The sequence below is a fragment of the Providencia sp. PROV073 genome (genome assembly GCF_033688125.1).
Lineage (GTDB): Bacteria > Pseudomonadota > Gammaproteobacteria > Enterobacterales > Enterobacteriaceae > Providencia > Providencia hangzhouensis.
Genome location: NZ_CP096353.1, coordinates 721,810 through 734,277 on the forward strand (window position 1 = coordinate 721,810; position 12,468 = coordinate 734,277).

Sequence of the window (12,468 nt, forward strand, 5' to 3'; positions counted from 1 at the left end):
AAAACCGGCTATTTAGCCGGTTTTTTGAATATCAATTCAAAATTGATTATTCGTCTAAATCACCGCAAAAGCGATAGCCTTCACCGTGGATGGTTGCAATGATTTCTGGCGTATCAGGTGTTGATTCAAAATGTTTACGAATACGACGGATCGTTACGTCAACAGTTCTATCATGTGGTTTCAATTCACGGCCTGTCATTTTCTTCAGCAGGTCTGCGCGAGTCTGAATTTTTCCTGGGTTTTCACAGAAATGTAGCATCGCACGGAATTCACTACGTGGTAATTTGTAGTGTTCACCAGCAGGGCTGACTAATGAACGGCTGTTGATGTCTAATTCCCAACCATTAAACTTATAGCTTTCCACTAAACGACGTTCTTCCGTACCACCCGCTAAATTCATAGTACGAGACAGTAGGTTGCGCGCACGAATAGTCAGTTCACGTGGGTTAAATGGTTTAGTGATATAGTCATCAGCACCAATTTCAAGGCCAAGGATTTTATCGACTTCGTTATCACGTCCTGTTAAGAACATTAACGCAATGCTTTCTTGTTCACGAAGTTCGCGAGCAAGTAGTAAACCGTTTTTACCTGGTAAATTAATATCCATGATGACTAAATTGATGTCATGCTCAGAGAGAACATTATTCATCTCTTCGCCATCAGTTGCCTCATGAACCACATAGCCTTCCGCTTCAAATATGCTTTTAAGCGTATTGCGTGTGACAATTTCATCTTCAACAATCAAAATGTGTGGGGTCTGCATAGTTGCTACCTAAAGTATTAAAATAAAAATACTGAACTCACAAGCCGTTTCCAGTTAGGTGGTTATTGATATTTTTCTCTGGAAAAACACGTTTATGAGTATAAATTTGTTTTGAAATTCAATAGTGCCATTATGTTGCCATCTTGGGCAAAAGACTTTAACAACAAGCCAAAATATAAGCACTTTCCCAATATTGTACTGTTAACAGCAATATAACAGCTAATACTGCATTTACCACCTAAAAAACTAACTTTTGTTGATACATATCAAAATCAATTGTAGCACGTTAACAAAAATTGTTAGGTAGATAATTATATAAATTAATGCAGTGTTTAGGAATCAGATAGCGTCTAAAAAAGGGGAATAGTTGATACCCAAGGGGGCTTCGGCTGGGTATTAATGAATATAGTCTTCAATGGGTTAAATATACCATCATAAATAATGTTTAATTTGTGACCTACCTCCAATTTTGAAATGTTATTTTGCTACAAAAAAAGGTGAAAAATTTATCTTGTTAGAGATAACGGGATGTAAATATTTAGTCTGTAATTTTTTGTTTCATTTAATTAGGAAAAATACTTATTTTGTTTTGATGTGACTATTTTTTAACAATTCCATAGCATCTGTTTGTAATTTAAACGAATGAAAAAGTCATGAGGCTAAGTATTAATACGTACCTGTGTAATCTGTTGCTATTGGCGCTCATATATTGATGAACATGGGGGTAAATGATAAGAAATATAGCTGCTAAATGCATCAATTAAGCTGGTCGTTGTTGCTCATCTTCTCATCTTGATTCTCTTCACAGGAAATTACTGAAGGCTATCTCTATTGCCTATTTAATAGTCATTTTGGTTTTTTATTGAGTAAAAAATTATTAATCTTTAAATATTTGTTATCTTGGTTTTTAACACTGCATTTGATGTAATGAGTGTCTTTTTGTGGATGAGTTTTTCGTGCTGGTAGATAATTTATCGAATAAAAAAAGGGAGATAAAAGGGATGTTTTGCAAATAAATTTGACAAAATATACCAATTGCTTTAACCGTATAGAGAGAAACTTAAAGAATCTAAGAGACAGACAGAATCTATGCGTAATATCAGCCTGACTATTATTATTACCACCACCACCGTAACCACAGGAAACGGGGCGGGCTGACGCATCCAAAAAATAAAAATGAAAAAGCCCGCATACTTAACCGATGCGGGCTTTTTTTTGGTGTTAATTCAGGAGAGAAATACCATGCGTGTGCTTAAATTTGGCGGTACTTCGGTTGCAAATGACGAACGAGTACTGAATGTTGCTGACATCGCTGAAAGTAAACTAGCAGATGGACAAGTGGCTTTGGTGCTATCTGCACCAGCAAAAATCACAAACCATCTGGTTGCTATGATTGAAAAAACGGTTGCAGGACAAGATGTCATCACGCATGTTAATGATGCTGAAATGATTTTTGCTAACCTTTTAAAAGGATTAAAAGAAAAACAACCTGGTTTTGAATATGATCGGTTAAAAAAACTGACAGAACAAGAATTCGCACAAATCAAACAAGTACTGCATGGTATTACTCTTCTCGGGCAATGTCCGGACAGCATTAACGCATCAATTATCTGCCGTGGTGAAAAGCTCTCTATCGCCATTATGGAATCAGTGCTAAAAGCACGCGGCCATAATGTGACGGTTATTAACCCAGTTGAGAGCTTACTCGCGAAAGGTCATTATCTTGAATCTACGGTTGATATAAATGAGTCAACTAAACGTATTGCCGATTTAAATATACCGAAAGATCATTTTGTTTTAATGGCAGGTTTCACAGCGGGTAATGAAAAAGGTGAATTAGTAGTATTAGGCCGTAATGGGTCTGATTATTCTGCTGCGGTTTTAGCGGCCTGCTTACGTGCTGATTGTTGTGAAATTTGGACTGATGTTGATGGGGTCTATACTTGTGACCCGCGTTTGGTGCCTGATGCGCGTTTGTTAAAAGGTATGTCATACCAAGAGGCCATGGAGTTATCCTACTTCGGAGCCAAAGTCCTTCACCCTCGTACCATCGCCCCAATTGCTCAATTCCAAATCCCTTGCCTGATAAAAAACACCACTAATTTAAGCGCTCCAGGTACTTTAATTGGTGATGGGCAAACCGATGAGAGCACGCCAGTGAAAGGGATCACCAATCTGAATAACATGGCGATGATCAACGTATCCGGCCCCGGAATGAAGGGGATGGTGGGGATGGCAGCTCGCATTTTCTCCGTCATGTCTCGCAAAGGGATCTCTGTCGTTCTGATCACACAGTCTTCATCGGAATACAGTATTAGTTTTTGTGTTCCGCAAAATGAGTTAGTGAGAGCTCGCGCTGCACTGGAAGAAGAATTTTACTTAGAGCTGAAAGATGGCGTACTTGATCCACTGGATGTGATGGAGCAGTTAGCGATTATTTCAGTTGTGGGGGATGGAATGCGCACTTTGAAGGGCATTTCGGCGCGTTTCTTCTCGGCTTTAACTCGCGGTAACATCAACATTGTCGCTATCGCACAGGGGTCTTCTGAACGTTCTATTTCTGCCGTTATTGCCAATGAGTCTGCCACAACAGCGGTACGCTTATGTCACCAAATGCTATTTAATGCAGAGCAAGTTATCGAAGCCTTTATCATCGGTGTGGGTGGTGTTGGTAATGCATTAATTGAACAAATTCACCGCCAGCAACAATGGTTAAAACAAAAGCATATTGATCTGCGTGTATGTGGTATTGCAAATTCACGTGCAATGTTAACGGATATGCAAGGGATTGATTTAGATAACTGGAAAGCGGAGCTAGCGGAAGCGAAAGAGCCATTTAGTTTAAGCCGTTTAATTCGCTTAGAACGTGAATACCATTTCTTGAACCCTGTCATTATTGATTGCACATCAAATCAGGAAATCGCAGAGCAGTATGTCAATTTCTTGAAAGACGGCTTTAATGTGGTTACACCGAATAAAAAAGCCAATACATTATCGATGGATTACTACCATCAATTACGTGCGGCAAGTGAAACCTCAAAACGTAAATTCCTCTATGACACTAACGTAGGTGCAGGGTTGCCAGTTATTGAAAACCTACAAAACTTACTGAATGCAGGGGATGAACTGGTTCACTTTAGCGGAATTTTATCAGGCTCTTTATCATTCATTTTTGGTAAATTAGACGAAGGTATGTCTTTATCAGAAGCCACAACACTTGCGAAAGAAAAAGGTTTCACAGAACCAGATCCTCGTGATGATTTATCAGGTATGGATGTTGCGCGTAAATTATTAATTTTAGCGCGTGAAGCGGGTTATCATTTAGAATTGCAAGATATTGAAATTGAACCTGTTTTACCTTCGGACTTTGATAGCAGTGGCCCTGTTTCTGAGTTTATGGCACGTTTGCCACAACTGGACGAGCAATTTGCACAGCGTATAAAAGCCGCAGAAGCGGAAGAAAAAGTGTTACGCTATGTTGGGCTGATTGAAGAAGGGCGCTGCCAAGTGAAAATCGTCGCTGTTGATGGCAATGACCCACTCTTCAAGGTTAAAAATGGTGAAAATGCACTGGCTTTCTATACACGCTATTACCAACCAATTCCTTTAGTATTAAGAGGTTATGGCGCAGGTAATGATGTTACTGCTGCTGGTGTATTTGCGGATATGCTGCGTACCCTTTCATGGAAATTGGGAGTTTAATAAGTGATTAAAGTTTATGCACCGGCTTCAATTGGTAATGTGAGCGTCGGGTTTGATGTCCTTGGGGCAGCTGTTTCGCCTGCTGACGGTTCACTATTAGGTGATTGTGTAACAATTGAAGCTGCGGATACTTTTTCCCTGACGAATCAAGGAAAATTCGTTGCTAAGCTGCCGGAAAAAAATGAACACAATATTGTTTACCAGTGCTGGCAGTTGTTTTGTGAGCGCCTTGGTAGGCCATTAAATGTCGCGATGACGCTTGAAAAAAATATGCCAATTGGTTCAGGGCTCGGTTCTAGCGCCTGTTCTGTTGTCGCTGCACTGATGGCGCTTAACGAATTTGCAGAGAAACCATTCGATGATACTCAACTGCTTGGCATGATGGGGGAGCTCGAAGGGCGTATTTCAGGAAGTGTGCACTATGATAACGTCGCACCGTGTTTTTTAGGTGGTTTGCAGCTGATTATCGAACAAAATGGCATTATTTCTCAGCCTGTACCTGCATTTGAAAATTGGTATTGGGTTATGGCTTACCCTGGAATTAAGGTATCGACAGCAGAAGCGCGTGCGATCCTGCCTGATAGCTATCCACGCCACGATATAGTAAACCATGGCCGATACTTATCAGGGTTTATTCATGCATGCCATACAAACCAGCCGTTACTTGCCGCAACGATGATCCAAGATGTTGTCGCAGAACCTTATCGTACACAATTATTACCCGGTTTTGCGGCAGCACGTCAAAATGCAAAAGAAATCGGTGCATTGGCTTGTGGTATCTCTGGCTCAGGGCCAACATTGTTTGCTATTTGCGATGAGAAACATATCGCTGAAAAAATGGCGAGCTACTTGCAACAACATTATATTCAGAATGATGAAGGCTTTGTGCATATCTGCCGTTTGGATCTGGCCGGGGCAAGGACAATAGGGTAAATAATGAAACTGTATAATTTAAAAGATAACAATGAACAAGTAAGTTTTGCACAAGCGGTTAAGCAGGGGTTAGGTAAGCAACAAGGTTTATTTTTTCCTCAAGACTTACCTGAGTTTACAGCGGCTGAAATCGACGAATTATTAAAATTAGATTTCGTCACACGTAGCAGCCGAATTTTAAGTGCCTTTATTGGTGATGAAATTCCACAAGAAGAATTAGCTGCACGTGTTAAAACCGCGTTTGCTTTTCCTGCGCCAGTTTCTAAGGTTGAAGGTGATGTAGCAACGTTGGAGTTATATCATGGGCCAACACTCGCATTTAAAGACTTCGGTGGCAGATTTATGGCTCAGGCATTGGGCCAAGTAGCTGGTGAGCAGCCGGTGACCATTTTGACTGCTACTTCTGGGGATACAGGAGCCGCGGTTGCACACGCATTCTATCGTCTTAAAAACGTGCAAGTTGTTATTCTCTATCCAGAAGGAAAAATTAGCCCGCTGCAAGAGAAACTCTTCTGCACGCTGGGTGAAAATATTCATACGGTTGCGATTAAAGATGACTTCGATGCATGCCAGGCATTAGTAAAACAATCATTTGATGATGAAGAGCTGAAAAAGGCGTTGTATTTAAACTCGGCGAACTCGATCAATATCAGTCGTTTGTTAGCACAAATTTGTTATTACTTCGAAGCCGTCGCGCAGATCCCAGCAGAAAAACGTGATCAATTAGTGATCTCGGTTCCGAGTGGTAATTTTGGTGACCTTACGGCAGGTTTATTAGCTAAATCAATGGGCCTACCTGTTAAACGCTTTATTGCAGCAACTAACGTAAATGACACTGTGCCGCGTTACCTTGTTGATGGGCAATGGAAACCAAAGCAAACTGTGGCAACATTATCGAACGCCATGGATGTTAGCCAGCCAAACAACTGGCCTCGTATTGAAGAGTTATTCCGCCGTAAAGGTTGGTCCCTTGATGAATTAGGCCATGGAGCGGTGAGTGACGACGTGACTAAAGAGACAGTACGTGAATTAGATAAAAAAGGGTATTTATCTGAGCCACATGCTGCGGTTGCTTATCGTGTGCTTCGTGACCAGTTGCAAGAAGGTGAATACGGGCTGTTTTTAGGCACGGCACACCCAGCTAAGTTTAAAGAAAGTGTTGAAGAAATTCTTAATAAGGCAATACCTTTACCGAAAGAGTTAGCAGAGCGTGAGGAACTACCACTACTCTCACACTTTTTACCATCTGACTTTGCACAATTACGCGCATTTTTAATGAAATTAGCACCTAAGCAATAAAAATTGCAAGTGTACGAAAAACGGAAGCGAAAGCTTCCGTTTTTATTGGTAATACCATCTTTTATAAAGATAATTATATGGTTTCATATTGCCACATCACTTATTCACTTCTAACGGATTTATTTGTCACATTGAGCTAATGCTAATACCATCGTGCCCATCTCTACCGCCATCAGGTCCACCGCGTCCTCCTTTTCCTCCTTGGCTACCATTGCCCCCATTGCCACCATTACCACTACCAGAGCCGTTGCCCCCATTACCTCCGTTACCACCATTAGTTCCACCATGTCCCCCATTTCCCCCATTGCCATTTACAGTTCCATTCCCGCCGTTCCCACCACTACCACCACCATCTCCATCACCGCCATTTCCACCATCACCTCCAGTTACACTGCCATTACCGCCATTTCCTCCATTGCCATTACTGCCTTTTTCTGCGTTTCCGCCATTGCTACCATTACCGTTATTTGATCCTGTTCCGCCATTCCCTCCATTTTGGCCATCACCACCGTGTCCACCATGACCACCGTTACCACCATGGCCACCTTGACTATCATTTCCAGCGTGACCCGAATTTCCGTTTTGTCCATAACTTATGTAACTATCCCGTAAAATAATACAGCTCACTCGTAGAATTTCTTGTAAACTAAAACAAAGGAGTTTTACGATGAGCAAACGCATGACTGAAAGCCAGATTGTGGCGATTTTAAAAGAAGCCGAAGCGGGTATGCCGGTGAAAGATATTTGTCGTAAGTACGGCATCAGTAATTCAACGTTTTATAAATGGCGCGAAAAATACGGCGGTATGGAAGCGTCTGATGTGCGCCGCTTGAAAGAGCTTGAAGAAGAGAACCGTCGACTTAAGCAGATGTATGCTGAGTTGAGTCTCAAGTCACAGATGCAAGAAGACATCATAAAAAAGCTCTAGCGCCTGTGGCAGAACGGAAAGTCTGGGCACACGAGTTACAGGTGCAGTATAACGCAAGCGTAGTGAAGTGCTGTCATGTGGTTGGTATCAGTCGTACCGCTTACTATTACGAGCCAAAGCTGACCGATGATGACGAAATCATTGATGCCTTGAATGCTTTAATCGACAAGCATTATCGGTGGGGGTTCCCGAAGTGCTTTAAACGCCTTCGAAAGCTAGGCCACAGTTGGAACCACAAACGTGTTTATCGCGTTTATAAGGAGCTAAAACTGAACCTGCGACGCAAAGGCAAAAAGCGACTGCCCAACCGTAACCCAGAGCCGTTAGCTGCACCGAATGCATTGGGAAAATCTTGGTCAATGGACTTTATGAGTGACAGCTTACACAACAAAGTCAGGTTCCGCACATTTAACGTTATTGATGACTTTAATCGCGAAGTTTTAGGTATTGATATTGCGACCAGCATGCCGTCATTGCGTGTCATACGCTATCTTGACCAACTTGCTGAGTGGCACGGTTACCCTGAGAAAATTCGGGTTGATAATGGCAGCGAATTCACCTCGGAAGTGTTTGTAAATTGGGCAAAAGCACATGACATTATGATTGATTACATTAAACCCGGTTGCCCATATCAAAACGCATACATTGAACGATTTAACCGAACTTATCGCGATGATGTACTCAATTGCTACATTTTCAACAACCTGAACGAAGTGAAGCAAATAACCGAAGACTGGATTGAGCTATACAACAACGAACGGCCGCACGATTCACTCAATGACATGACGCCATTTGAGTACCGAAGTGCGGCATAAATATTCTACGAGATGACTGTGTTATAAATGGGGTATTTACACTTACAAAGCTAAACATTTTAGAATAGTAATATTGGCCATGGAGTATCGAACATACTTTATTATTAATTTCATTTATATTGAGTTCATTTTTTAATAAACAATTAGATGGAGTATTAAATAAGGAGTGAGAGTATGCTGAAAATGAAATAGAACTAATTAATAAGACGCCAAGTGAAATGTAATTTTTATACATGGTAAATTCCTCCGTTCCCCCCTCATCGAGTGAGGAGGGAAATATTTAGTGACGAGATATATTATCTACCGTTGCCGCCATTACCGCCGTTACCACCATGGCCGCCATTCCCTCCATTACCACCATTTCCTCCATTACCACCGTGACCGCCATTCCCTCCATTTCCTCCATGGTTTTGTTCATAAATAGTAGAATAAGTCGAAGTATTGTCAGAATGTTTTTCTTGGAAAGAAGTTGCAGATGCTAGAATTGGGAATAATAAAGATACTATGACAATAGATGCTTTATACATATAAAATCCTCGATTAAAAGTTTAAATTGAAGTGAACTGCAAGGAAATTGTAATTCATGATTTTGAATAAGTAATTAATATTTTCATCTAAGAGTGAAATTAAATTTAGTCCACTGTTAATATAAAATAACATTATTTATTTTTTTTGTGCGTATTTTAAATGATTTATTAATAATGAATCATTTGAGATAATTAATTAATAATTTGCCAGGTAATGTTTTGTTTTAAAATTAATTATCATAAGATTAGGGTTTTATGGGGTAGGATAGTAAAGTGGAATATATTAAAATACAATTCCACTTTACCATTGATTTTAACAGCATATAGGCCTATGTTTCCTAATGTAGTATATTAAAAGGATATAAGGCTATATATTATGAAGGGAATTACCTTAAGCTTTGTTTGATGTCTTCTGAATTTTATTTGATGTTCAGCCAAACATCATCATCATCTCCTTTTACGTTAAACCAAACATCATCATCATCCCCGTTATAGGCTACGTTTACGTCTATATCTAGGATAGGTGGCTCTGGTGGGAAAGGAAGAATAGGAGTAGCGAAAGAGAGAGTTGGAAATAATAAAAATGCAAATATGATTGATTTTTTAAACATATAATCACCTTTTAAAGTTAGTATTGAAATGAACTGCCTAGAAATAATAACTTATTTTTCTTGATGTTCAATAAATATTCAATCAATTTAGTAATAAAAAATGAAATTGGTCAAATAAAAATCTATTTGTTGTGTCTATAACTAAATTTTATTTTTTTAATTTAAAACCATATTAATATTTATTTAATAATATGGTTTTAAAGTTCTAATTAATTATTTTTTGAATATCCTATTATTTTACTTTGTATAGAAGCAGATGAACTATTTTTATGAAAGTTTAACATGGTGACGGCTTTTTCATTTTCATTCATATCGGAAAATGGTTTTGCAACTTTTACCATCGATTTTTTATAGTTAGGTGATTGGTTTTGGTGGCTACTGATCATATTCTGCATTGCTGGGGAGGTACTATTTTGAGTAAAATTCAATGCGGTAGCAGCTTGAGTATGTCTATCTAATTGAAGAAATGATTGGGTTGAGTTGATATTATCGTTGACTGAAATACCCGCCTTACTCAAGTGGTCATTAATCGATTTTTGATTAGAATACGATGTGTTATTCTCAGTGAAATTTAATGCATTCGCTGCATTATAATGTATTTCTTTTTCTGTTTGAGCGGTTGCTACATGTGTTGTTACAGTTACAAGTGTTAAAGCAAAAATAATTTTTTTCATTACAAATCCTTATTAAGTTAGATAATTTATCTTGTAACTATAATAAGGCTTTATTTCTGTCTGAATACTGACAACAAGATGACAAAATTGCCATTTATGGTAGATATTTAATTTGGTTCCTTAGGTAAAAATACAGTAAAACGTGTTGAAAAATCATCTGATGTTACAGTGATTCTTCCCTTATGCGCTAATATGATTGATTTGACGATAGCCAACCCAATTCCGCTCCCTTCATTTTTTCTTTGTCTTGATTTATCTACTCGATAAAATCTGTCAAAGAGTTTTGCTAAATGTTCTTCTGGTATTTTCATGCCGGGATTGCTGATAATTAATTCAATACCATTTTTTACATTCGAAATATTAATACTGACAGAATCCCCCTTTGGGGTATAGCGGATAGCATTTGATATTAAGTTAGTAATTGCTCTTCTTAACATATCTTTATCGGCCATAATAGGGTCTGTATCACCAATTAGCTTAAGCTTTATTTCATTCTCTTCCGCGAGATATTCAAAATAATCAAATATGAGCTCTATTTCAGTTTTAATATTAATAACTTTTTTCTCAGGGATAAGCCTATTATCATCTGCTTGAGCAAGAAAAAGCATATCAGAGATCATTCGTGATAGACGGTTATATTCTTCTAAATTAGAATATAACACTTCAACGAGTTCTTCTTTACTGCGATTTTTACTCAAAGATATTTGGGTTTCAGTCATTAAATTAGTGATAGGTGTACGCATTTCATGAGCTATATCTGCTGAGAAATTCGTTTGTCTTACGAAAACATCTTCAATTTTGACTAACATCTGATTAAATGATTTTGTTAATTGTTTTAATTCATTAGGTACAGAATCAGGGTCTAAACGCACACTTAAGTTTTCGGAAGTGACATTTTTGATTTCATCGCTCACATCTTTAAGGGGTTTTAATCCTTTAATTACAAGGAAATAAACGACAAGAATAGTAAATAAGCACAATATAATAGCGCTGACAATTAAATTATTTATTAATGAACTCAGATAATCATGATGAAAATTTAATGATAATGCAGTAACCAACCGATATTGTTTAGACTCTGAAGGGGAATCTACCTGAATAATAATTTCAGATAGGCGATAATTTTTAAGCTCTTCTTGGTTATTTTTATGAGGATCATAATTTTTTAAGTACGTAATGAGCTTATCTGTTGCATTGGGAGATATTAATTCATTTCCTTTTTTATCAATGAGATAAATAGTAATGTCTTGGTGCTCATTAATAATGGTTTTAATACGTGCATATTGTTCACTTTGTGAGTCTGTATTGTTATTTAACAAGCTACGGATCGTTAGGTTCAACTGGTTAAGTGTGTATTCATCTTGCTGTTTAAAATGCAACATAACCGAATTGATCATGATCGAGCTAAATAGTAACAAGGCGAGGGAGAGAGTAATACTGATCAAAACAATAAGACGAATTGAAATTGAGACAGGAGATCGAAAAAATTTAATCATTTTCAGGGATCTCAAGTAAATAGCCCATTCCCCTAATGGTATGGATCAATTTAGGCTCATAGCCTTGATCTATTTTAGCTCTTAATCTTTTCACTGCTACATCAATCACATTGGTATCACTATCAAAATTCATATCCCACACTTTTGAAGCGATAAGAGAACGAGAAAGTACTTCACCTTGGTGAAGAATAAAAAATTCCAATAAAGAAAACTCTTTACTGGTGAGTATAATTTTATCATTTTCACGGGTAACGCGTCGCTTAATCAGGTCAACATGCAAGTTAGCAATGGTAAACTGTGTTTTTTGGATGCTGCTGTTGCCTCTGCGTAATAAAGTTCTTACTCGAGCGAGTAACTCCGAAAAATCAAATGGTTTAACGAGATAATCATCAGCACCTAACTCTAGTCCTTTGACTCGATGCTCAACATTACCTAATGCAGTGAGCATCAGTATTGGTGTATTTTTTCCTGAATTGCGTAAGCTCTTTGCAATTTCCCAGCCGTTAATATCAGGTAACATCACATCAAGAATAATTAAATCATAATCTTCAGTTGTGGCCATATGCAGGCCTGTAATACCATTTTCGATTGCATCAACAATAAACCCGGACTCACTTAAGCCTTTAGACAGGTATTCTCTCGTTTTATGTTCATCTTCAACAATAAGTAATTTCATCTCAGACCTATCAGCCAGGTAAATAATGCAGCCATTCTAAGCAC

The 12,468-nt window shown here is 38.4% G+C and carries 12 protein-coding genes and 1 other annotated feature; of the genes, 5 read left to right on the forward strand and 7 right to left on the reverse strand.

Going from position 1 to position 12,468, the window contains the following annotated elements; translation table 11 throughout:
* Window positions 1-46: 46 nt before the first annotated feature.
* Window positions 47-763, reverse strand: coding sequence for a two-component system response regulator ArcA (gene arcA / locus M1F17_RS03080; RefSeq protein ID WP_004905684.1), 717 nt, complete (start codon window positions 761-763; stop codon window positions 47-49).
* Between the two features lie 1,089 nt (window positions 764-1,852).
* On the opposite strand from arcA, the gene thrL reads away from it, so the two are divergent.
* The 4 genes from thrL to thrC all read left to right on the forward strand — a co-directional run bounded on the left by thrL (window position 1,853) and on the right by thrC (window position 6,697).
* Window positions 1,853-1,921 carry a thr operon leader peptide gene (thrL, locus tag M1F17_RS22540; RefSeq protein WP_071548816.1) on the forward strand — a complete coding sequence of 23 codons (69 nt, stop codon included), beginning with the start codon at window positions 1,853-1,855 and terminating at the stop codon, window positions 1,919-1,921.
* Window positions 1,860-1,981: a sequence feature (Thr leader region), on the forward strand. (Overlaps the previous gene by 62 nt.)
* Window positions 1,982-2,005: 24 nt before the next feature.
* On the forward strand, window positions 2,006-4,465 hold the full coding sequence (gene thrA / locus M1F17_RS03085) for a bifunctional aspartate kinase/homoserine dehydrogenase I (protein WP_096864560.1): 2,460 nt from the start codon (window positions 2,006-2,008) through the stop codon (window positions 4,463-4,465).
* Between the two features lie 3 nt (window positions 4,466-4,468).
* A complete protein-coding gene (gene thrB / locus M1F17_RS03090) occupies window positions 4,469-5,398 on the forward strand; it encodes a homoserine kinase (RefSeq protein ID WP_318837231.1) in 930 nt (309 codons plus the stop codon).
* Between the two features lie 3 nt (window positions 5,399-5,401).
* Entirely contained in the window at window positions 5,402-6,697 is a 1,296-nt protein-coding gene (thrC, locus tag M1F17_RS03095) for a threonine synthase (protein WP_318837232.1), read from the forward strand.
* A 126-nt stretch (window positions 6,698-6,823) separates the two neighbouring features.
* Here the strand turns inward: thrC and M1F17_RS03100 are convergent, their stop codons facing one another.
* Window positions 6,824-7,324, reverse strand: a complete 501-nt coding sequence (locus M1F17_RS03100) for a hypothetical protein (protein WP_318837233.1) — start codon at window positions 7,322-7,324, stop codon at window positions 6,824-6,826.
* Between the two features lie 40 nt (window positions 7,325-7,364).
* On the opposite strand from M1F17_RS03100, the gene M1F17_RS03105 reads away from it, so the two are divergent.
* A protein-coding gene (locus M1F17_RS03105) for an IS3 family transposase (RefSeq protein ID WP_413242978.1) occupies window positions 7,365-8,440 on the forward strand; the annotation gives its coding sequence in 2 pieces (ribosomal slippage) (window positions 7,365-7,614 and window positions 7,614-8,440; 1,077 coding nt in all).
* Between the two features lie 296 nt (window positions 8,441-8,736).
* Here M1F17_RS03105 and M1F17_RS03110 read toward each other — a convergent pair.
* The 5 genes from M1F17_RS03110 to M1F17_RS03130 all read right to left on the reverse strand — a co-directional run bounded on the left by M1F17_RS03110 (window position 8,737) and on the right by M1F17_RS03130 (window position 12,424).
* Window positions 8,737-8,967, reverse strand: coding sequence for a hypothetical protein (locus M1F17_RS03110; RefSeq protein WP_036958562.1), 231 nt, complete (start codon window positions 8,965-8,967; stop codon window positions 8,737-8,739).
* Between the two features lie 419 nt (window positions 8,968-9,386).
* The gene (locus M1F17_RS03115) at window positions 9,387-9,578 is read right to left on the reverse strand and encodes a hypothetical protein (protein ID WP_004905671.1); all 192 of its coding nucleotides are present in this window, start codon (window positions 9,576-9,578) and stop codon (window positions 9,387-9,389) included.
* A 209-nt stretch (window positions 9,579-9,787) separates the two neighbouring features.
* A complete protein-coding gene (locus M1F17_RS03120; RefSeq protein WP_094961922.1) occupies window positions 9,788-10,252 on the reverse strand; it encodes a hypothetical protein in 465 nt (154 codons plus the stop codon).
* Between the two features lie 107 nt (window positions 10,253-10,359).
* Entirely contained in the window at window positions 10,360-11,748 is a 1,389-nt protein-coding gene (locus M1F17_RS03125) for a Cu(+)/Ag(+) sensor histidine kinase (RefSeq protein WP_094961923.1), read from the reverse strand.
* Window positions 11,741-12,424 (reverse strand): heavy metal response regulator transcription factor, encoded by a 684-nt coding sequence (locus M1F17_RS03130; RefSeq protein WP_004905666.1) that lies wholly within the window; start codon window positions 12,422-12,424, stop codon window positions 11,741-11,743. The genes M1F17_RS03125 and M1F17_RS03130 overlap by 8 nt, the downstream gene beginning before the upstream one ends.
* Window positions 12,425-12,468: the final 44 nt, after the last annotated feature.